Source organism: Agrobacterium sp. SORGH_AS 787 (assembly GCF_030819035.1).
Taxonomy (GTDB): domain Bacteria; phylum Pseudomonadota; class Alphaproteobacteria; order Rhizobiales; family Rhizobiaceae; genus Agrobacterium; species Agrobacterium larrymoorei_B.
Genome location: NZ_JAUTBG010000001.1, coordinates 309,167 through 331,162, shown reverse-complemented (window position 1 = coordinate 331,162; position 21,996 = coordinate 309,167). Strand labels below are relative to the sequence as shown.

Here is a 21,996-nt window from a genome sequence, read left to right as displayed (position 1 = left end):
CGGCTTTGCATCAGGTCAATTCCCACAATGTCAGCGCGCCGCCCAATTGGCGCCGCGGCGGAAAATTTCCCGCATCTGCGGTACAGCGAATTCCTTTGCCTGGTGACCGAGCGATGAATAGAAAACGCGGCCTTTTCCGTAGTTGCGCTTCCAGGCGACCGGCATGACGACGCCATCGATCCACCATGCGTGATCGCCGGTAAAGGTCGTCGTCGCGAGAACCTCGTTCGAAGGGTCGACGTGCATGTAATATTGCTCGGACGTGTAGGGGAAATCGGTAATGCCCGCCATGATCGGGTCTTCCGGCTTGGTGATGTTGACGGTGTAGTCGATGATGTTGCCGGGGTGGGCAACCCATTGTCCACCGATCATGAATTGATACTCGACGCATTCGCGAAAGCTGTCGCCGGCACCACCGTGATATCCGGCGATGCCAACACCGTTTTCGACGGCGGTAGCGAGATTCTTGATCTCCTCCTTTTCGATCTTGGACATGGTGACGATCGGAACGACGAGGCTGAGATCATGGACAGACGGATCGGCGAAGGCTTCGGTGCTATGCTCGACATAGACCTTGAAGCCTTCCTCTTCGAGGAGATCCTTGATGATGACCGAGCATTCCTCGGGCTCGTGGCCGCTCCAGCCACCCCAGACTATCAGTGCTTCACGCATTTTATTCCTCCTCAGAATTATTGACCAATCCGGCCATCGACAAGTGACTCAGCCAGCGGGGCCGGGCGTTCGACAACGGTGGTGATCGAAACGGTTGTGCCGGTATCGGATGCGGTTTGGAACGCTTCCATGACTTCAAGAACGTGCAGGGCCAGATCGCCATTCGCTCGGTGTTGGCTATTGGAGCGGATGGCATGGGCCATGTCCGCGACGCCGATCGATCGGTAGTTGCCATCGGCATAAGGGGAAGACAGGTCTTGAACTTCGAACTCGCCACCCTTCTTGAGCAGTTGAACGTCGCCACCGAAGTGGTTGGGATCTGGCACCAAAAGGGTTCCTTCAGTGCCGTAAAGTTCAAGCGGGACATGCTTGTGCCCTGCCACGTCGAAGCTCATGCCGACCTGAACGATTGCGCCGTTCTGGAATGCTAGCGCGCCTGCCACATGGGTCGCCACATGAACCGGGATTTTTTCGCCGTTGCGGGGCTCGCTGGTAATCAGCCGCTCTGCGCGTGGAGAGAAGGCAAAGCCTGCCACCTTGGCGACTGGTCCGAAGAGGTTGACGAGGTCGGTGATATAATAGGGTCCCATGTCCAGCATCGGTCCGCCGCCGACTTCGTAATAGAAGGCGGGGTTAGGGTGCCACCGTTCATGTCCCGGGCACATGAATGTCGCAGTACCCCCGACGGGTGTGCCAAGAACGCCTTGATCGATAAGGGTTCGCGCCGTCTGATGACCGCCGCCAAGAAACGTATCGGGCGCTGCACCGATGCGGAGACCCTTCGCCTTGGCCGCTTCGGCAAGCTTTTTGCCTTCGGCGAAGTTGATGCCAAGCGGCTTTTCGGAATAGGTGTGCTTGCCGGCATCCAGCGCTCTCAAACTCACCTCGACATGCGCCTTGGGGATAGTCAGGTTGACGATGATCTCGATCTCCGGATCCGCCAGCAGTTCATCTACGCTTCGAGCGGCGACCTTAAATTCCTCGGCCTTTGCTTTGGCCATGTCCGCGTTCATATCCGCGACACCCTTGATGTCGAGGATCGGGAACGATGCCATCGCCTTCAAGTAAGCGCCCGAGATATTGCCGCACCCGATGATGCCGATGCCGACCTTTTGCATATTCTTCTCTCCCATCATGCTGTGCCCGCTCACTCCTCAGAGAGCTGGGCCTGTGGTGTTCCAAGGCGATTCGTAGAGTTCGTAAAGCGCGACAGCCGCAGCCCCCTGTGCCCAAAGTTCGTCGCTGCAATTGTCGAAAACCAGTTCCGCCACGCCCTGAAGGGATGGCGGCACGGAAATTTCGTAGGCGCTCCTGATGCTATCGATGAAAGGGGCGCCGAGATCGAGGCTGGAGCCGACGAAGATGACTCGCGGCGGAGCAAACAAGGTCACGATATTGGCAAGCGTCAGGCCAATCGCCGCGCCCGCGCGTTGGGCGGCTGCGATAAGATCATTGTCCTGCGCAAGAACCAGCGCCTGCGCATGTTGAATGCCGCGCCCCAGCCGGATCGCCTCGGCAAAACGACCGTCAGCAGGCCGCGAGGCAAGGATCGCATTTTCGCCCGCCTGACTTGCGAGCCGGACCGTACCTTCCGGGCTCGCCACAAGCACGAGATCGCCGAGATTGTGGCTGAGGCCGCCAGCGCCGCGGAAGAGATCGTTTCTGTGCAGCACGCCGAGGCCGAGCGTCTGCTCCAGCGAAATCAGCACCATGTCCTCAAGATCGCGCGCCTTGCCAAACCAGTGGTGGCCAAGTGTCACGGCATGGGCATCGCTTTCGATGATGGTAGGCGTTCCAAAGCGCGCCGTCATCTCGTCGGCAAAATCGATGTTGACTTCCCTTAGCACCGGGCTGAAGCGGATCTTGCCGGTACGATGCTCGATTACGCCGGGCAGGCCAAGACAAACGCGGTCGACATCTTCGAGCGAGAGCCCTGCATCGACAACGCATCGACGAACGCCGTCTTCGATCAGGTCTGCAATCACGCCGATCGGCTGGCGGTCGATGCGAATTGGCAGCGAGAGCGACGACAAGACATTGCCGCAGAAATCAGTGAGGACGAAGACCATGCGGTTAGCGGCGATCTTCGCACCAACCACGCGGGCAGCATCCGGATTGAGCTCCAGCATCACGCGGGGACGGCCTCGGGCGCCTTCAGTCCGTATATCGCCAAGGTGGCGAGAGAGAATGAGGCCGTCATCGAGTAACGATGCCGTTATTGCCGAAACAGTGGTGGTGGACAACTGCGTCCTCTCACTGATTTCCACGCGTGAAATAGGACCGTGACGACGGATAGTGTCGAGGACGTTCAAGCGATTGATTGCACGCATCAGTTCGGGGTCGGCAGTCTTCATGGGTCCAGTCGCAGCGAGCTTGAGCAGAGCAAATCAGGACGTCCGATTAATATCGGATCGCGGATTAAATAGCGTTGAGATGCGTCGCCATGTCAAGCGTCGACTGGAAAAATAGTCGTGCCGCCTTGACAGTAAGTGAATTCTTATATGAATTAATTCGGAGTGGGGAATAAATGTGAGGAAGTCCCCGGGAGGATCATCATCATGACGTATATGCACGCGGGCGCAAGCCTGGGCGGCAAGCTGATCACGCTTGCCTCGACCACAGCCATTACCTTCATGCTCGGCGCAGCAAGCGTTTCTGCCGCAACTGTCGTTAAGTGGATGCATGTCGAACTCGATCCGAAATCCGTGGCTGTCTGGGAGGAGATTGCCAAGGATTACGAGACGCAACATCCAGATGTCGATATCCAGCTGCAATTTCTGGAAAACGAAGCCTTCAAGGCCAAGCTCCCCACCCTTTTGCAGTCGAACGACGTGCCGGACTTCTTCTACAGCTGGGGCGGTGGCGTGCTTGAGGAGCAATCGAAGACAGGGGCACTCAAGGATCTGACCGAAATTTTCGATGCCGATGGCGGCAAGATTCGAAACACCTATAACCCGGCCGCCATCGATGGCCTGTCCTTCGATGGCAAAGTGTGGGCTGTGCCGTATCGCGTCAGCCTCGTCAGCTTCTTCTACAACAAAGAGCTGTTTTCCAAGGCAGGCGTCAAGGCCGACGACATCAAGACATGGGATGATCTTGGCGCCGCAGTGAAGAAGATCAAGGAAGCCGGCATCGTTCCGATTGCCGGTGGCGGTGGCGAGAAATGGCCGATCCATTTCTACTGGAGCTATCTCGTCATGCGCAATGGAGGCCAGGCGGTCTTCGAGGCGGCGAGCAAGGGCGAGGGCGAAGGCTTTATGGACCCTGCCATCATCAAGGCCGGGGAGCAGCTTGCGGAATTCGGTAAGCTTGAGCCGTTCCAACCAGGCTATCTTGGCGCCACCTGGCCGCAGGCGCTTGGCGTCTTTGGCGACGGCAAGGCAGCAATGATCCTTGGTTTCGATAACACGGAAGCCAACCAGCGTAAGAATGCTGGTGATGGCAAAGGCCTTTCGTCCGACAATCTCGGTCGCTTTGCTTTTCCGATGGTCGAGGGCGGTGCCGGTAAAGCCACCGATACGCTTGGTGGTCTGAACGGATGGGCGGTTACGAAGAATGCGTCGAAAGAGGCTATCGACTTCGCCACCTTCCTTACCAACGCCGATAACGAGAAGAAGCTCGCGGCAGCGGGCATGATCTTACCCGTCGCAGTCGGCGCGAGTGAAGCGGTCAAGGATCCATTGATGGCCGATTCCGCCAAGCAGCTGGCCGCCTCGACGTGGCATCAAAACTTCTTCGACCAGACCCTCGGTGCCGCTGTCGGCCGCGTCGTTAACGACATTTCGGTCGAGGTTGTCTCCGGTCAAATGACGCCTGAAGAGGGCGCGCAGCAGATCCAGGATGCTTTCGAGCTTCGCTGATCCCGCCTGAACGATGGGCGCCGCTTGCGCGGTGCCCATCGCCATTGCGTGAATACGAAAGCGGTTAATATGACCAATATTTCCATGAATGCAGCGCCCGCGCTGGCGAGCCCGGTGGTCAAGTCGAAGCGGAAGCGGAGCTCCGTTGCGCATGACCGCGCGCTGACATTGTTGATTTTTCTGCCTCCGGCGCTGCTGTTGTTCACCCTCTTCGTGATCCTGCCGATGGGGGAGGCGGCCTGGTACAGCCTCTACCGTTGGAACGGCTACGGAACGCCGAGCGAGTTCATCGGGCTCAAGAACTTTCAGGTTCTGTTCGGCAATGCTGCCTTCTCGCAGGCGCTGATCAACAATGCGCTGATCATCGTCATCTCTATTTGCATTCAGATCCCGCTGGCGATCTGGCTTGCGACGATGTTGGCCCATCGCATACCAGGCGTCGTGGCATTTCGCCTCGTCTTCTTTCTGCCCTATGTTCTGGCAGATGTCGCCGCCGGCCTGATCTGGCGCTTTGTCTATGACGGCGACTACGGTCTCTTTGCCGCCATTTCGAACTTCTTCGGGTTCGCCAACCCCTATGTGCTGGCGGATAAGGATGTTGCAATCTATGCCGTGCTTGCCGTCATCGTCTGGAAATATTTTGGTTTCCACATGATGTTGTTCATTGCCGGCTTGCAGTCGGTGGACAAGAACGTGCTGGAGGCGGCCGAGATCGATGGGGCTACCGGCTGGCAGAAGTTTCGCTACGTGACCCTGCCGATGCTCGGCTCAACCGTGCGCCTTTCGATTTTCTTTGCCGTGATCGGCTCCTTGCAGCTCTTTGACATGATTATGCCGCTGACGGGCGGTGGTCCTTCCAACTCCACTCAGACGATGGTGACCTTCCTTTACACATACGGCGTCATGCGCATGCAGGTCGGGCTTGGAAGCGCTGTCGGGGTGGTGCTGTTCATCATCTGCGTCACGCTTGCCTTCGGTTACAAAAGGATTTTCATGCGCCATGACTGACACATCCACATCCGTTCGCGTCAGCGTCCAGACGAGGATCTACCTCTATGTGTCGCTGACCCTGATTGCCGCCATCGTACTGATACCGCTGCTAACGACGGCGCTTGGAGGCTTCAAGACGCTCGGCGATCTGCGCGTCAATCCTTTCGGTCTGCCAGCCGAGTGGCAGTGGGCAAACTACGGCGATATCCTGTTTGGCAAGCGCTACTGGTTGCAGATTTTCAACTCGCTCGTCATTGCCGTTCTGACGGTGTTCCTAACGCTTGTCGTCTCGGCGATGGCAGCCTTCACCTTCGCGCATGTGAAATTCTTTGGCTCGAACTTTCTGCTCAATTACTTCCTACTCGGACTGATGTTTCCGGCTGCGACAGCCATCCTGCCCCTCTTTATCCGTATCCGCGATCTTGGGCTGCTGGACACCTATTGGGGCGTCGTGCTGCCGCAGGTGGCCTTTGGTCTGGGAATGAGCATCCTGCTCTTCCGCAACTATTTCAGAAATCTCCCTGACGAACTGTTCCAGGCAGCGTTCGTCGATGGCTGCGGCTACCTGAAATTCTTCTGGTACATCTCCATGCCGCTCTCGCGCCCCATCATCGCGACGGTCGGTATCGTCTCCTTTGTCGGCAGCTGGAACAGCTATATCCTGCCGCTCATCATGCTCAACTCGGAAGCCAAATATCCATGGCCGCTCGGCATCATGGTCTATCGCGGCGAGTTCGGCACGGAATGGCAGCTGGTGCTGGCCTTCATCACCATGACGATCCTGCCGACCATCATCGTGTTCTTCTTAGCGCAAAAACACATCATCGCGGGTCTGACGGCCGGCGCCGTCAAGTCCTGAGAGGGGAAGACAATGGCATCTGTAGAACTGAAAGATATTCGCAAGACCTACGGCTCGCTTGGCGTCATTCACGGCATTTCGCTGGAGATATCCGATGGCGAATTCATCGCGCTCGTTGGGCCTTCCGGATGCGGCAAGTCCACGCTGCTGCGCATGATTGCCGGGCTTGAGGAAATTACCGATGGCGACGTCCTGATCGGCGGCAAGATCGTCAACGAGATGACGCCGAGGGAGCGCAACATCGCCATGGTGTTTCAGTCCTATGCGCTTTATCCGCATATGACGGTCGCCGAGAATATGGGATTCAATCTGAAGATCGCCGGTCAACCCAAGGCGGTGATCGAGGAGCGTGTCACTGAGGCCGCGCGGATGCTGGACCTTGCCAATCTGCTGGATCGCAAACCCTCGCAGCTTTCCGGCGGCCAGCGCCAGCGCGTGGCCATGGGTCGCGCTGTCGTGCGCAATCCGGCGGTCTTTCTTTTCGACGAGCCATTGTCCAATCTCGACGCGAAACTGCGCGTGCAGATGCGCAGCGAAATCAAAACGCTGCATCAGAAGGTCGGCACCACGTCGATCTATGTGACGCATGATCAGATCGAAGCCATGACGCTCGCCGACCGCGTCGTCGTCCTCAATCAGGGGCGCATCGAGCAGCAGGGAACGCCGCTCGAGCTTTACAAGAAGCCCGCCAATCTCTTCGTCGCTGCTTTCATCGGTTCGCCTGCCATGAACCTTATCGAATGCATCGTCGACGGCGAGGACGGCGCACCGGCAGCGCGGCTGGATAACGGCACGGCGATCCGTATTTCCACCGATCGCAAGGTCAGGCGCGGGCAATCGGTGACGATCGGACTACGCCCTGAGCATTTCGCCATGGGCGGCGAAGGCGACATCACCGTCTCTGGCAAGACGTTACTGGTCGAACCGACGGGTGCGCAGACCCATGTGGTTTTCGATCTTGCCGGCCACCATGTGACAGCGGTGGTTGATGGCGAACAATTGGTGAGGACGAATTCGCTGTTCGCAGCCAATATCAATCACGAGCGGGTCCATGTTTTCGACAGGGCGAGCGGGTTGGCTCTCTGAAGCAGACGCCTCTCTCAATGTTAGCGGGAAATCATTAAGCTGCCGAACATACAAGAACAGTGGGAAACGATCCCGCACCGATGACAGGCCACAGCTATCGCGCTACCTCCGAAGAGATGCGCCACCGACGATTCGACACCGCGCGGCAGGCGTAAATCACCAAAAGAAGATTTTGCACGGTGGGGAGCTGGCTCCGGAGACTCGCCAGCGCGAAGCCGTAGCGTTCGTGGGAGGACGACAATGAGCAATATGGGCGGCTATTTTCCTCGCTGGCGACTGAAGACCGAAGGGCGGATCATGCCCGACGAGCGATTGCCCGGCGGACAAACCGCGGTGCTGGGCCTGCAGCATGTGGTGGCGATGTTTGGCTCCACGGTTCTCGCGCCTCTGATCATGGGCTTCGATCCCAACGTTTCGATTTTGTTTTCCGGCATTTCGACGCTGATCTTCTTCATCGCTGTGGGTGGCCGTGTGCCGAGCTATCTCGGCTCGTCCTTCGCCTTCATCGGGCCGGTTCTGGTCGCGACAGGTGCGGCTGCGGGAGCTGCGAGCCCGAATATCGCGCTTGCGCTTGGCGGCATCATTGCCGCTGGGGTGCTCTATGCACTGATCGGTGTCATCGTCATGATCGCCGGCCACAACTGGATCGAAAAGCTGATGCCGCCGGTGCTGACCGGGGCAATCGTCGCTGCGATCGGTCTGGTCCTTGCGCCGATTGCGATCGCAAGCGCGTCTGGCACAGGCCCTGGTAATCCCGATGGCGACCAGATCTCACGTTGGATTGCGATCCTGACAGTTACATCGGTTGGTGCGATCGCGGTCTACGCTCCTGGCATGGCGCGGCGATTGCCCATTTTGCTCGGCGGTGCGATCGCCTATCTTGTCTACCTTGTGATCGCGAACGGATTAGGTCTTGGTAAGCCGGTCGATTTTTCCGGCGTCGAAGCGGCTTCATGGCTAGGCATGCCAAGCTTCACAACGCCGGTCTTCTCCGCCTCGGCCATCGGCCTCATTGCTCCGGTCGTCGTCATTCTGGTGGCGGAAAACCTCGGGCACATCAAGGCAATCGGAGCAATGACGGGGCGTGATCTCGATCCCTATTTGGGTCGCGCCTTTATCGGCGATGGCATCGCAACCATCTTCTCAGGCGCCTTCGGTGGAACAGGTATGACGACCTATGCCGAAAACATGGGCGTCATGGCGATTACCCGCATCTTCTCCACGCTTGTCTTCGTCGTCGCGGCCTTCGTCGCCATCATTCTCGGCTTCTCTCCGAAGTTCGGCGCGCTCATCCAGACAATACCGGGGCCGGTGATCGGTGGACTTTCTATGGTCGTCTTCGGACTTATCGCCGCGACGGCGGGCCGGATTTGGGTCGAGAACAAGGTTGATTTCTCCGAGCCGCGAAACCTGATCACCGTCGGTATCGCGTTGGTTCTGGGCGCCGGCAATTTCAAGCTCAATGTCGGCGTCTTTACGCTGGACGGTATCGGGACGGCGACAATCGGAGCGATTGCCTTCTACCACCTGCTTGGCCTCGGTAAGACAGGACAAGGTAAGTAACGCAGTCGCTTATCGCAGGCGTGACGAGTCTGGTGCGTGGTGGGACGAAACCGTCTCAACACAACTGCTCGTTACACTGTGTTTGTTTCATGTCTTGCGTCGCCTCCTGATCTCAATGACGAAGGTTTGAGAGCGTCTTTCCAACGAGGGCGGGAAATCTTTCAGCAGGTCAGCTTTACGAACAGCTCCTTAGGAAAACGTTCTCCAGGTTTGGAACTTTAACGTCGACAATGGCTTGTCCCGTTGACTGCACCGATTGCGGTGGGGAGGCGCAATCTTGTTTGTGCCGCAGACACGAAGGACAGAGCCTTGCAAAGCAGAACTGAAGTAACGTTCGAGGTCAATGGCAAAGCGGAACGCCTGACACTCGATAACCGCACCACCCTCCTTGACGCTCTACGCGAGCACCTGCACCTTACAGGAACAAAAAAGGGATGCGACCACGGCCAGTGCGGCGCATGTACTGTCATGGTTAATGGCCGTCGCATCAATGCCTGTCTGACGCTTGCGGTCATGCATGAAGGTGATGAGATCACCACCATCGAAGGTCTGGGTGAGCCGGACAATCTGCACCCGATGCAGGCGGCGTTCATCAAGCACGACGGCTTTCAGTGTGGCTATTGCACGCCGGGACAGATCTGTTCTGCCGTCGCTGTTCTGGAAGAAATAAAGGCGAATATTCCGAGCCATGTCACAGCTGATCTGACAGAGCCAACCATGCTTTCGGCCTTGGAAGTGCGAGAGCGCATGAGCGGGAATCTCTGTCGATGCGGGGCTTACTCCAACATTCTCGAAGCCATTGAAGATGTTGCGGGAGTAAGCGCATGAGAGAGTTTTCCTACGAGCGAGCCACGTCGATCAAAGGCGCCGCAGAGTCCGCTGCCCAGCATGACGGAGCAAAGTTTATCGCCGGTGGCACTAACCTCCTTGACCTGATGAAGCTAGAAATCGAGAGACCCACACACCTCATTGACGTCAATGGACTTGGCCTGGACCAAGTCGAGACCACATCCGAGGGTGGCTTAAGAATTGGTGCTCTCGTCAGAAACACTGATCTGGCTGCGGATGAGACGGTGCGTCGCGACTATCCGCTTCTGTCACGTGCGCTTGTGGCGGGTGCCTCCGGGCAGCTGCGAAACAAGGCGACGACAGCAGGCAATCTTTTGCAACGCACGCGCTGTCCTTACTTCTACGATCCTAACCAGGCTTGTAACAAGAGGCAGCCGGGAAGCGGCTGTTCCGCCATTGGGGGATACACTCGTCAGCTTGCTGTCATTGGGGTGAGCGACGCCTGCATCGCTACTCATCCGAGCGACATGTCCGTGGCGCTGCGGGCTCTGGACGCAAAGGTCGAGACGGTCAAGCTGGACGGAACCGAGCGCTCTATGACGCTTGAAGAGTTTTATCGGCTGCCGGGCGATACCCCGCACATCGAGACGGAATTGCAGCCAGGAGAACTCATCACCAGCGTGGTTTTGCCGAAGCCAGAGGGTGGAGCACAAATCTATCGCAAAGTGCGCGACCGCGCATCCTACGCTTTTGCGCTTGTGTCCGTCGCGGCTGTCATCAAGCCGGACGGTTCTGGGAAAGTTGCCGTCGGCGGTGTTGCTCACAAACCTTGGCGTGTCGAAGGCGCTGAAGGCGAGTTGCCGAACGGCGCGCGTGCCATGTCCACAGCATTGATGGAGGGCGCGCGTCCGACGAGCGAAAACGCATTCAAAATTGATCTGGTCGAAAGAACGCTCGGCGCAGTTCTTGCAGAAGCGAGGGTTTAATCGATGAAGTTTGAAAAGCCAGCGACAACAAACCCCATCGATCGATTGAAGGTCGTCGGTAAGCCGGTCCACCGCATTGATGGACAATTGAAGACAACAGGTCAGGCGATCTACGCCTATGAGCGGCATGAACCAGGCGTTCCCTATGCCTACGGATATCCGGTCGGTTCAGCGATCGCCAAGGGCCATGTGACCTCCATCGATACATCTGCTGCAAAAGCCGCACCGGGTGTTTTGGACGTGATCACCACGCTCGATGTCGGCGATCTCGAGAAGGGCGAGTACAATACCGCCAAACTCTTTGGCGGAAGCGAAGTACAGCACTATCACCAAGCGATCGCGATCGTTGCGGCCCAGACGTTCGAGCAGGCGCGTGCGGCTGCATCGCTGGTTTGCGTCGTTTATGCGCCGGCCAAGGGACGGTTCGATCTGCGGGCGGAGATGGATAATGCCGAGACCCCGGATCCAAAGACAGAGCCGGAAAGCTCCGCCGGTGAATTCGACGCCGCTTTCGCAGCAGCACCTGTAACGCTCGATGCCGAATACACAACGCCTGATCAATCTCATGCGATGATGGAGCCCCATGCGTCGATCGCTGCGTGGGAAGGCGACAAGGTGACCGTCTGGACCTCGAGCCAGATGATCGACTGGTGGCGTGGCGATCTTGCGACGACGCTTGGCGTCGATAAGGACAATGTTCGTGTCGTGTCGCCCTATATTGGCGGCGGCTTCGGTGGTAAGTTATTCCTCAGGGCAGATGCCGTGCTTGCAGCCTTCGCGGCGAAGTCCGTTCAGCGTCCGGTCAAGGTCACGCTTCCTCGTCCGATGATGCCGAACAACACCACTCATCGTCCAGCCACTATACAACGCATCCGGATCGGCACCGAACGAGACGGTAAGATCACGGCAATCGCGCATGAAAGCTGGTCTGGCGATTTGCCTGGTGGCCAGCCGGAAGTGGCGGTTATGCAAACGCGGCTGCTCTATGGCGGAGCGAACCGGATGACGGCGATGAAGCTCGCCACTCTCGACCTGCCGGAAGGCAATGCCATGCGGGCACCGGGTGAGGCTCCGGGGCTGATGGCATTGGAAATCGCTATCGATGAGATGGCAGAGAAGTTGGGGATGGATCCGATCGAGTTCAGGATCAAGAACGATACCCAGGTCGATCCGGAGAATCCCGATCGGCCTTTCTCCTACCGCGACCTTATCGGGTGTTTGAAGCGTGGTGCGGAGACGTTCGGATGGGACAAGCGGACCGGTCCCACAGAACGTCGCGAGGGAAACTGGATGATCGGCATGGGCGTTGCGGCAGCCTTCCGCAACAATCTTGTCATGCCGTCCGGTGCAAAGGTGAGACTCGGCAGCGATGGCATTGTTACCGTCGAAACCGATATGACCGACATCGGCACCGGCAGCTATACGATCATCGCTCAAACTGCCGCAGAGATGATGGGCGTTTCGGTGGAGGACGTGGTCGTTCGGCTGGGAGATTCCAACTTCCCCATCTCAGCCGGTTCGGGTGGACAGTTCGGTGCGAATTCCGCAACGTCCGGTGTCTACGCGGCCTGCGTCAAACTCCGCGAAGCTGTCGCGAGCAAGCTTGGCTTCAACTCATCCGACGTGGTCTTTGAGGACGGCAAGGTGCGTTCAGGTAATCGCACGGTAGCGCTGTCAGACGCCGCCGGACATGATGGCCTTGTTGGCGAAGACTCGATGGAGTGGGGCGACCTGACAAAAACCCATCAGCAGTCTACATTCGGCGGCCACTTCGTCGAAGTCGGCGTTGACGTGGCAACCGGCGAGACGCGCATCCGCCGCATGCTGGCGGTCTGTGCTGCGGGACGAATCTTGAACCCGATTACGGCTCGGAGCCAGGTGATCGGCGCCATGACGATGGGCGCGGGTGGGGCTCTCTCCGAGGAGCTTGCGGTCGACACGCGGCACGGCTTCTTCGTCAATCATGATCTCGCCGGGTACGAGGTGCCGGTCCATGCCGACATTCCGCATCAGGAGGTCATCTTCATGGACGAAACCGATCCCTATTCGTCGCCAATGAAAGCAAAGGGTATCGGAGAACTTGGTCTGTGCGGGGTCTCCGCAGCCATCGCCAACGCGATCTATAATGCCACGGGAATCCGGGTTCGAAATTACCCTGTGACCCTGGACAAGCTGATCAGCAAGTTGCCTGAGCTTGCATAACCGAACTTCGGTGGCCTTTTTGCCACCGCTCACTTTGAGGGAATGATGTGAGCGCTTCCATCTCCACCGCACTGCCGGTACCCGTACGGGCAAACAGTTCTGACGATCCGGCGGAGATACTTCGCTTTGCTTTAGACGCTTTGGGTTGTGGCAGAGCTGCTCTTGCGACACTGGTTGAAATTCGAGGTGGGGCTGCACGCTCCCTTGGCGCACACCTTGCCGTATCATCGAACGGACATTATTGTGGATACTTGTCCGGTGGCTGCATTGAGGCTGCTGTTGCGGCCGAGGCCCTGGAGGCGATTGCGGATGGCGCCGACCGCGTTGTGAACTACGGCGAGGGCTCGCCATTTTTCGATATTGTTCTTCCATGCGGAGGCGGTTTGACGATCGCCATCCATGTGCTTCACGCCATCGAGCCGCTGGAGACCGTTCTTTATCAGCTTTCCGCCCGGCGGACCGTCGCGCTGAGCTATGACGCAAAATCGCGGGCGCTGACACATAGTCCAACTGCTCCACCTCGCTCTGGATGGTACGAGGACCATTTCCTGTCCGTCTATCGTCCACTCACCCGTGTCGTGATTTCCGGCCAAACCGCGGAAGCCGAGGCAGTCTCCCGCTTGGCGCAGGCTTCCGGCTATGACGTGCAGTTACTGTCCTCTTCGACGAACTTGGACGCGATCGACATCGATACGTTCACAGCGGTGGTGCTCCTTCATCATGATCTCGATCTGGAAGCGGTTGTCTTGGAGCGCGCTTTGCAGTCCCCAGCTTTCTACATCGGTGCGCTGGGGAGCACCCGCACGCATCGAAGGCGCACAGAGTTGTTGCGCACAGCAGGCGTTTCCTCGGAATGCATCGATCGTATCCGTGCGCCGATCGGTCTCTTCGGTCCGACACGCGATGCCGCGTCGCTGGCACTTTCGGTGCTTGCGGATGTGGCTGCCGCGAGATTGGAAACCTTCCCTCCCTGACACCAAAAATACGCGACGCTTTTGGGGAGAGCAGGCGTTGGTATATATGGATTCTCGGAGTGAAGGAGTTCGGATGTGATGAGGGTAGGCGGGATACTTCTCGCTGCGGGCCAATCGAGCAGAATAGCGGGCGGGCATCATAAGCTCTTGGCGGAGTTTGACGGGGCGCCACTCGTGCGAAAGTCGGCTGAGACGATGCTTCGCTCCGGGCTTTCTTCGGTGGTTGTTGTGACCGGACACCGATCCTCGGAGATCGAACAGGTGATTGGCGATCTTCCGCTATCTATCGTGTTCAATGAAGATTTCTTATCCGGCATGGGGACCTCGCTTAGCTGCGGGTTCAGGCACGAAAGCCTTGGCAGTTGCGCTGGTGCGCTCATTATGCTTGCGGATATGCCAGCCATCACAGAAGAGCACATCGATCGGCTGATTGCGGCGTTCCGTGCGTTGGAAGGTCGTCAATTGGTTCGTGGAGCGAGTGGGGATCAAGCCGGGCATCCGGTTGTGATTCCGGCTCATCTGTTCGAGAGGATGACGCAACTGAAAGGCGACGAAGGCGCTAAAGCAATTCTTCAAAACGCAGGAGTAGAAATTCGTTTGGTCGATCTTGGTCCTGCTGCTCTCAGTGATGTTGATACGGTAGACGCCATCAGGTCTGCAGGCGGTTCTCTAACGACCTAGAAACACAGCCTCCCGCACCTGTCGAGAGAGGTCTGCGATTATACTCTCCATTTGGCAAAACGCGGCCGGCGTTCAGGAACTTGCCCAACGCTATCTCCAGTCTGCCCGCCTGCTATCTCGCAAGCATTTTCGCCAGCATGAAGCCGGAGCCAGCACCCGTTCCCGCACCTGGCCACGTCGCCGCTCCGCACATGTAAATACCCTCAACAGGGCTCTTATAGCGTGAATAGCCTGCAACCGGGCGGAAGAGGAAGTTCTGGTCGAGATGGTGCGAACCAGACAGGCTGTCACCGCCGATCAGATTGGGGTTCTCTGCCTGCAGATCCAGCGGTGACCAAACAGACCGCCCACGGATTTTTGAACGAAAACCGGGCGCATAATTCTCGATGATCGAAATGACGCGCTCCGCATAGGCATCTTTCACAGACAGCCAGTCTTTCGCGTCGATCTCGCCAGCAGCATCGCCCTTGATCTCTGCCGGAAGCACACGCACCTGCACCCAGAGCACATGCTTGCCATTCGGCGCGCGGGTTGGATCGAGCGCGGTTGGCTGACCGACGACTAGGGCAGGCTCTTGCGGCAGAAGACCGGAGATTGCGTCGTCATAGACTCTCGTCATCATAGAGAGCGTGGGCGCGATGTGGACATAAGCGTAGGATTTCAGCTCTGGAGAGGCAGCCCAATCCGGCAAGTCATCCAATGTCAGATGGATCATCATTGCGCCTGGTCCAGCGCGATACGCCTTCAGTCCGTCAACAAATCTCGGCGGGAGCGGATTGTTTTTCAAGATGCCGTCAAAGAGAAGCTTGGGGTGAATGTTGGAGATGATGGCGCGCTTCGCCGTCAGCCTGCGTCCGTCCGCGAGCGTCACGATTTTCTTCGTGTCACTGAAAACCTCCACGGAGCTAGCGGGAGAATTGAGGAAAATTTCTCCACCTTTGCTCTCTAGCAGGCTCACCATTGCCTTGATGATGGTATCCGCGCCGCCTTCGCCAATCACCATGCCAAAGGCCTGATCAGCCATCGTTTCCAGATAGGGAAAGAGCGCGCCCCCGGACGCGTCCGGGGGGAAGTCAAGATGCAGACCCCAGGTCGCTATGGTCACCTTCAGCTTCTCATTGTCAAAGTGCCGATCAAGAAAACCGCGTGGCGACGAAAGAAGCAGTCGGAGCAGGTCTGTCAGCAGAGGAGTGCCGCCGGCTCTCCAGGCTTTCCAAACGGTCTTCACGCTTTCAAGCGAAGGCATTGGCGCGCCCAGAAGCCCAAAGAGATGCGGAGCCTTGGCGCCAAAATCAGCCGACATCGCGGCGAAGCTCTCGGCATCCTTAGCCGACAGTTCAGCGATCGCCGCCTTGTTGATCGCAAGGTCGGTGCCGATGCCGAGATGGGTCCCATCTGGAAAAACGCTGGCAAAACATTTGGAGGCGGGCACGAATTTCAGACCATGGGCGGCAAGCTCTTGAGCATAGGTCTGATGAAATGCGGACCCAGCAAACATCGAGAGATTCATCGCTGCCAGATCGTGACGGAAGCCGGGTTCGATCAGTTCCTGGGTCTTTACCGCACCGCCCGCACTCGCTTTGGCTTCCACCACCGCGACCTTCCAGCCTCTCGCGGCCAGATGAACTGCGGCCGCAAGCCCGTTGTGACCCGCGCCTAGAACCACCGCATCGAAATCAGCCATCTCGTCCACCAGTGTTTTGATTATTTCTGTATGCATACATCTTCTCGATAATCCATCAAGCTTAAAATAAGTCGGCTTCAGAACGCTCTGATATTTCCCCTTTCCATCGCAGCCTCGCCCGCGCCTTATCCCTAGTTATCTGGGTTTGCGGTGGCTCCATCCCCCGCGAATGCGGGCGAAGTTGAGGTGATGACGACCTGAGAGGCCGTATCAAGAAATATCCTTTTTCATATTATTTTCGCAAATGGGCCACAGGGCTCTTGTCAAAATCGCGATTTTAATTTTAAGTTTAAAACAATAACTAATCCGGGAAACACCGGAAGTCCTTCAAGGGGAACTTTAGGAGTCCAAAATGACTGACATGACGCGTCGTGGCGTACTGGGACTAGGTGCGGCTACCGTTCTGACCGGCATTCTTGCCGGACGAATTCCAGTTCAGGCCGCAGAAACAAATACTCTGACGATTGCCTTCAACTCTAACCTGCCGTCTTTTGACGGGACGGTGGGACTATCGGGCGTGAACCCTGCAATCCAGGCGATCTATCGCTCAATTTACGATCAATATATCGGCCAGAAGCCCGATCTTTCCTTCGAGCCCGGATTGCTGACGGATTGGGGTTGGAACGACGATAAAACCAAGGTCTGGATGGATGTCCGCGAAGGCGTGAAGTGGCATGACGGTTCGGACTTCACTCCAGAAGATGTCGTTTGGTCGCTCACCCGCGCAGGCAAGCCCGACAGCGGCAATCCTGTCGCAAGCGTCTGGGCCAGCATCGGCAATTACAAGGTTGAAGGCAAGCGGATCACGGCCGATGTTCTCAACTTCGACCCAACGATCTTTAAGTGGATGGCCTTCCTCACCGGCTATGTCCTGCCCAAGGCCTATTATGAAAAGGTCGGGGCGGAAGGTTTCGAAAAGAAACCTGTCGGCACAGGCCCCTATATGTTTGACGCCTACGAGGGCAACTCTTTCCTGAGGCTCAAGGCAAATCCCAACTACTGGGGTAGCAAGCCCGCTTTCGAAACCGTCATCTTCAAATTCGTCACCGACCCAACGAGCCGTGTCGCCGAAATCGAGTCCGGCTCTTCGGATGTCACGCTCGAAATTCCTTACGAGGAATTCGACCGGTTGAAGGCGAAGAAGGGTCTCGGCGGCGTCTCCTCGCCGATCTCCGACATCGGCATGATCTTCATTACCAACGTCGAACCGATGCTCGACAAGAACGTCCGGCTTGCGGCCCATCACGCGATCGACAAGGAAGGTATCGTCAAGAAGCTTCTTCGTGGTTACGGCGTTCCGATCGACACATTGGAAGCTCCGGAATACGAAGCCTATGACGCCTCCATCAAGGTTGGCTACGATCCAGAAAAGGCAGTTGCGCTTCTCAAGGCATCGGGTTTTTCCAAGGACAAGCCTGTCAAGTTCAAGATCCAGACCACCCGTGGCTTGAAGCCTAAAGATTACGAGATGATCCAGGCGATCGTTGGCATGTGGCGCAAGGTCGGTATTGAAGCTGAGATCGAAGTCTACGAGGTGGCCAAGCACTTCGAACTGCGCGCCGGTCACAAGCTCGCCCCTGCGGCCTTCTATAATTGGGGCAACGCAATCGGCGACCCGACGACATCGACCGGCTTTGCCATGTTCTCCAAGTCGCCGCACTCGGCCTGGAAGAGTGACGATGTCGACGCCCTGATCGGACCGCTTTGGGGTGAGAAGGACGAGGCCAAGCGCATCGCCGGGTGGAAGGCTGCGGACAAGTATATTGCTGAACAGGGTTACGTCATCCCGGTCCTGCAATATGTACAGCCCATCGTCTTCAAGTCTTCGCTGAAAGTCACGCCCAATGTTTCAAGCGCACTTCAGCCGACTTTAGTCTCCAAGGCCTGACGAAGCAGAGCAGCGTCGCGGCCCGTTCGTCGTGGCGCTGCTTACCCTGTCGCAGAACCGCGCGTTCGGCAATGCCGACGCTGACGGCAACAGGAGGGTTTGATCATGACCATTTCCGATCTTCTCAATCGTCTTGTCATGGCGGTGCTGACGCTTATCGGCGTCGCCGTCATCGTTTTCTGTCTCTTGCGGATCGTGCCGGGCGATCCGATTGCTATGATGATCTCGCCCAGTGCGACCCCTGCCGACATCGCAGCACTACGCGCCCATTATGGCCTTGATCTCGGCCTGCCACAGCAATTCGGCATCTGGTTTGGCGACGTGCTGAAGGGTGATTTCGGCACATCGATCTCGCAACGCCGCGATGTCCTGGAATTGATCGGAGGCCGCTTGCCTGCAACGCTGGAGCTTGCCTTTGCCGCGCTCGTTTTCGGAGTTCTTGCCGGTGGCATGATCGCGATACTGGGAGTGCTCGCGCGGGGCACAACGCTCGATCCCGCGCTGGATTTCATCAACGGCCTGTTTCTTGCCGTGCCGGATTTCGTTTGGGCGCTGGCGCTTGTCCTGCTGCTGGGTGTCTTCTGGCCGCTCTTCCCTTTATCCGGTCGTATAGATCCCGGAATATCGACAGATTTTCACACGGATTTCTACCTGATCGAAAGCCTCATCACATTCAAATTCGCGGCTTTTGGTGATGTTCTTTCCCATATGGTCATGCCCATGCTGGCGCTGGGCCTGCCTCTGTCGGCGATCGTTGTCCGGACGCTGAAGGAAGCACTCGCGGAGGCCATGGTGCAGGATTATGTGCTGCTGGCGCGGTTGAAAGGCATGTCGCCGCTTCGGCTCGTGCTTCAGGAAGCGTTGCGCAATGCCGTTGGTCCAACGCTGACGCTTACCGGCGTGCAATTTACCTTCATGATCGGCGGTACGGTCATCGTGGAGCGCATCTTTTCCTATCCCGGCCTCGGCAATATGGCGATCGATGCGGTCATCAATCGAGATCTTCCTCTCATTCAGGGCATCGTGTTGACCTTCGGCGCGATCTTCATCCTCGTGAATATCCTGGTCGATCTCATCGCAGCATGGCTAAACCCGAGGACCGCCGCCCATGGCTGAGATGTCTGAGATAGCAAGCAACATGGATGCGCCTGTCCGCCTCCGGAGTTTCCCGATGAAGACAATCAAACCGCTTTTGCGTGAACCGCGGGTGGTGATCGCCGGCGGCTTTCTCCTCATCCTTTTGCTCATTGCAATTTTTGCGCCCTCCATTGCGCCGAAAGACCCACTTGAGCAGGATCTGATGCTGGGCAACATGCCGCCCGCGAGCTATCCAGGGGCGGAGCCGGGCTACTATCTCGGCACAGACGACCTCGGCCGTGACGTTCTTTCCCGTGTGCTCTATGGTTCGCGGATCGCGCTCACCGTTGCATTCGTGGCCGCCAGCCTGTCCGCCATTATCGGGACCTTGATGGGTCTCGCCGCTGGCTGGTATGGCGGATGGGCGGACCGGATCATCTCGCGCCTTGTCGACATATGGATGGCCTTCCCGCCGGTGCTTCTTTCCGTACTGCTCGTCGCAGTCCTGGGCTCGGGCCTCCATTCGGTCATTGCCGCGATCGTCATCATCGACTGGACGCGCTTTTGCCGCGTGGTGCGGGCCGAGACGATGGCGCAGGCCCAGCTTGATTATGTCATGGCCGCCCAGACAATCGGTTTCTCGCGCCGTCGTATTCTCTGGCGTGAGATTTTGCCGAACGTGGCCCCGGTTCTCATCGCCCTTGTCAGCCTTGAAATGGGCATCGCCGTCATAGTCGAGGCGATTCTTTCCTTCGTCGGCCTATCGCTCTCCTCCGACATCCCGACATGGGGTGGGATGATTGCGCAAGGTCGTCAGATGATCCACCAGGGTTGGTGGGTGTTCGTCTTTCCTCTCCTCGCGCTCTTCGCTACCGTTCTTGCCTTCAACCAATTGGGCAACGGTCTGCGCAAAGCCCTAGACCCGGTGATGCGCCGATGACCCAGCCCCTCCTTGCTATCGAAGGCCTCAGTGCCATCTCCACACGTGACGGTGGCGCGCCCGTCCTTCGTGACGTTTCGCTTACTCTAGAACGGGGTGAGGTGCGCGGTCTCGTCGGTGAATCCGGCGCGGGCAAATCGACCATTGCCAAGGCGCTACTCGGCATTCTACCGTCTACCGTCCAGATTATTGGCGGCTTTATCCGCTTCGAGGGGCGTGACCTGCTCGCCTTGCCGCGCCGCGAGCTTGCCGACATGATGGGTCGCGACATCACGCTGATCCCGCAAGACCCGCAAACCGCGCTAAACCCGGCGCGGCGGATCGAGGCGCAGCTCACTGACAGATTGCGGCTGAAGCTCGGCATGGGGAAAAGGGAAGCTCATCAGCGTGCCCTCCACCTTCTCGATGAGGTGCAGATCCGTGATCCGAAGCGGGTGTTGAACGCTTATCCGCATGAGCTATCCGGAGGCATGCGCCAGCGTATTCTGATCGCTTCCGCCTTTGCGTTGAACCCCAAGCTCGTTGTTGCCGACGAGCCCACGACCGCGCTTGATGTGACTGTGCAGAAGGAAATCCTGCGCCTCATTCGCCGCATGCAGGAAGCGCATGGTACCGCCGTTATTTTTGTGACCCACGACCTCGGTGTCGTGGCAAAGATCTGCGACAGCGTGACTCTGCTTTACGCTGGCAAGGTTATCGAGCATGGCGCAACCAGAGATCTGCTGACTGCACCAAAGCATGCCTACACCAGCGCGCTGCTCGCTGCAGGCCCGCGTTACGATCGACCCGATGCAGGGCTGGAGCCCGTGCCCGAAGCTGTCTTCCGGCAGTTGCGTGCCGAAATCGGCATTACCGAGAGGAGTGTGAGATGACCGATCTTCTGTTTGAAGCCAAGGGCGTCGAAGTCACCTATGGTGCGAGCAAGGGGCTTTTCGGGCGCGGCGAAACAGGCGTTCGTGTTCTGCACGGTGTCGATGTGTCGATCAAGCGTGGGGAGACAGTCGGCATTGTCGGGGAGTCCGGCTCGGGAAAGACGACGCTCGGTCGGGCGCTGCTGAAACTGGTGCCTGTCTCGGCCGGAACCATTCGTTTTGATGGGCAGGACATCACGGAGCTGTCTCCTGAGGCCATGCGTCCGTTGCGCCGGCGTATGCAGATGATCTTCCAAGACCCGATGGCATCGCTCAATCCGCGCCACACCATTCGCCGGATTCTGACAGAGCCGCTTTTCCTGCATGGTCTTACGAGTGATCGTCGCGATGCCGAGCGGCAGGTGCGCACCATTCTCGACCGCGTGTCTTTGCCCGCGGTGACGCTGGATCGCGCCCCGCATGAACTATCCGGTGGCCAGCGTCAGCGAATTGGCATCGCTCGCGCCGTGCTGATGAAACCGGATTTCGTACTCGCCGATGAGGTCGTCTCCGGTCTCGACGTCTCGACCCAGGCGCAGGTGCTAAACCTGCTGAAAGAGCTATCGCAGGAGATGGGCCTTGCCATGGCTTTCATCAGCCATGACCTCTCTGTCATCCGCGCCATATGCGACCGCGTTACCGTCATGCGCTTCGGCGAAGTGGTGGAGGAGGGGACATGTGAAGCCGTCTTCGATGCTCCCAAAACCCCTTACACGCGCCTGCTGCTCGATGCCATTCCTCTTCCCGAAATCGATGATGGCTGGCTGACGCGGCCAGCGCCTTCGCTTGAGCCAGCCGCATGAACGCGGCATTCAAACTCGAAGAACAAGATCG

19 protein-coding genes are annotated in these 21,996 nt (G+C 57.9%); 15 read left to right on the top strand and 4 right to left on the bottom strand.

Features of this window, described 5'->3' with window-relative positions:
• Positions 1 to 30 precede the first annotated feature (30 nt).
• Genes QE435_RS01410 through QE435_RS01400 form a run of 3 tightly spaced genes read right to left on the bottom strand, consistent with a single transcriptional unit; the run spans position 31 to position 3,026 of the window.
• Positions 31 to 672 (bottom strand): ThuA domain-containing protein, encoded by a 642-nt coding sequence (locus QE435_RS01410; RefSeq protein ID WP_062442427.1) that lies wholly within the window; start codon positions 670 to 672, stop codon positions 31 to 33.
• A gap of 17 nt (positions 673 to 689) precedes the next feature.
• The gene (locus QE435_RS01405; protein WP_349039949.1) at positions 690 to 1,790 is read right to left on the bottom strand and encodes a Gfo/Idh/MocA family oxidoreductase; all 1,101 of its coding nucleotides are present in this window, start codon (positions 1,788 to 1,790) and stop codon (positions 690 to 692) included.
• Between the two features lie 36 nt (positions 1,791 to 1,826).
• Positions 1,827 to 3,026: an ROK family transcriptional regulator gene (locus QE435_RS01400; RefSeq protein ID WP_309769184.1), complete on the bottom strand. Its 1,200-nt coding sequence runs from the start codon at positions 3,024 to 3,026 to the stop codon at positions 1,827 to 1,829.
• A 204-nt stretch (positions 3,027 to 3,230) separates the two neighbouring features.
• On the opposite strand from QE435_RS01400, the gene QE435_RS01395 reads away from it, so the two are divergent.
• From QE435_RS01395 to QE435_RS01350, 10 genes are all read left to right on the top strand, one after another.
• A complete protein-coding gene (locus tag QE435_RS01395; RefSeq protein WP_349039948.1) occupies positions 3,231 to 4,532 on the top strand; it encodes an extracellular solute-binding protein in 1,302 nt (433 codons plus the stop codon).
• Between the two features lie 69 nt (positions 4,533 to 4,601).
• Entirely contained in the window at positions 4,602 to 5,540 is a 939-nt protein-coding gene (locus QE435_RS01390; RefSeq protein ID WP_349039947.1) for a sugar ABC transporter permease, read from the top strand.
• Complete coding sequence (locus QE435_RS01385) at positions 5,533 to 6,381, top strand: carbohydrate ABC transporter permease (RefSeq protein ID WP_349039946.1); 849 nt, start codon at positions 5,533 to 5,535, stop codon at positions 6,379 to 6,381. Before QE435_RS01390 ends, QE435_RS01385 begins: the two co-directional genes overlap by 8 nt.
• 12 nt (positions 6,382 to 6,393) lie before the next feature.
• Positions 6,394 to 7,467 (top strand): sn-glycerol-3-phosphate ABC transporter ATP-binding protein UgpC, encoded by a 1,074-nt coding sequence (ugpC, locus tag QE435_RS01380; RefSeq protein WP_349039945.1) that lies wholly within the window; start codon positions 6,394 to 6,396, stop codon positions 7,465 to 7,467.
• Between the two features lie 240 nt (positions 7,468 to 7,707).
• Positions 7,708 to 9,030 carry a solute carrier family 23 protein gene (locus QE435_RS01375; protein WP_349039944.1) on the top strand — a complete coding sequence of 441 codons (1,323 nt, stop codon included), beginning with the start codon at positions 7,708 to 7,710 and terminating at the stop codon, positions 9,028 to 9,030.
• Between the two features lie 243 nt (positions 9,031 to 9,273).
• Positions 9,274 to 9,858 (top strand): aldehyde dehydrogenase iron-sulfur subunit PaoA, encoded by a 585-nt coding sequence (paoA, locus tag QE435_RS01370; protein WP_349039943.1) that lies wholly within the window; start codon positions 9,274 to 9,276, stop codon positions 9,856 to 9,858.
• Complete coding sequence (locus QE435_RS01365; RefSeq protein WP_349039942.1) at positions 9,855 to 10,805, top strand: xanthine dehydrogenase family protein subunit M; 951 nt, start codon at positions 9,855 to 9,857, stop codon at positions 10,803 to 10,805. The genes paoA and QE435_RS01365 overlap by 4 nt, the downstream gene beginning before the upstream one ends.
• A gap of 3 nt (positions 10,806 to 10,808) precedes the next feature.
• Positions 10,809 to 13,007, top strand: a complete 2,199-nt coding sequence (gene paoC, locus QE435_RS01360; RefSeq protein WP_349039941.1) for an aldehyde oxidoreductase molybdenum-binding subunit PaoC — start codon at positions 10,809 to 10,811, stop codon at positions 13,005 to 13,007.
• 47 nt (positions 13,008 to 13,054) lie between these two features.
• Positions 13,055 to 13,981 carry an XdhC family protein gene (locus tag QE435_RS01355; RefSeq protein WP_349039940.1) on the top strand — a complete coding sequence of 309 codons (927 nt, stop codon included), beginning with the start codon at positions 13,055 to 13,057 and terminating at the stop codon, positions 13,979 to 13,981.
• 78 nt (positions 13,982 to 14,059) lie between these two features.
• Positions 14,060 to 14,662, top strand: coding sequence for a nucleotidyltransferase family protein (locus QE435_RS01350; RefSeq protein ID WP_349041103.1), 603 nt, complete (start codon positions 14,060 to 14,062; stop codon positions 14,660 to 14,662).
• A gap of 112 nt (positions 14,663 to 14,774) precedes the next feature.
• Here the strand turns inward: QE435_RS01350 and QE435_RS01345 are convergent, their stop codons facing one another.
• Complete coding sequence (locus tag QE435_RS01345; protein WP_349039939.1) at positions 14,775 to 16,382, bottom strand: NAD(P)/FAD-dependent oxidoreductase; 1,608 nt, start codon at positions 16,380 to 16,382, stop codon at positions 14,775 to 14,777.
• A gap of 316 nt (positions 16,383 to 16,698) precedes the next feature.
• Between QE435_RS01345 and QE435_RS01340 the strand changes: the two genes are divergently transcribed.
• The 5 genes from QE435_RS01340 (at position 16,699) to QE435_RS01320 (ending at position 21,965) form a co-directional block, all read left to right on the top strand.
• On the top strand, positions 16,699 to 18,234 hold the full coding sequence (locus tag QE435_RS01340) for an ABC transporter substrate-binding protein (RefSeq protein WP_309769173.1): 1,536 nt from the start codon (positions 16,699 to 16,701) through the stop codon (positions 18,232 to 18,234).
• A 105-nt stretch (positions 18,235 to 18,339) separates the two neighbouring features.
• Positions 18,340 to 19,350, top strand: a complete 1,011-nt coding sequence (locus QE435_RS01335; RefSeq protein WP_349039938.1) for an ABC transporter permease — start codon at positions 18,340 to 18,342, stop codon at positions 19,348 to 19,350.
• A gap of 55 nt (positions 19,351 to 19,405) precedes the next feature.
• Entirely contained in the window at positions 19,406 to 20,251 is an 846-nt protein-coding gene (locus tag QE435_RS01330) for an ABC transporter permease (protein WP_349039937.1), read from the top strand.
• Positions 20,248 to 21,123, top strand: a complete 876-nt coding sequence (locus QE435_RS01325) for an ABC transporter ATP-binding protein (RefSeq protein ID WP_349039936.1) — start codon at positions 20,248 to 20,250, stop codon at positions 21,121 to 21,123. The genes QE435_RS01330 and QE435_RS01325 overlap by 4 nt, the downstream gene beginning before the upstream one ends.
• Positions 21,120 to 21,965 carry an ATP-binding cassette domain-containing protein gene (locus tag QE435_RS01320; RefSeq protein ID WP_349039935.1) on the top strand — a complete coding sequence of 282 codons (846 nt, stop codon included), beginning with the start codon at positions 21,120 to 21,122 and terminating at the stop codon, positions 21,963 to 21,965. The genes QE435_RS01325 and QE435_RS01320 overlap by 4 nt, the downstream gene beginning before the upstream one ends.
• Positions 21,966 to 21,996: the final 31 nt, after the last annotated feature.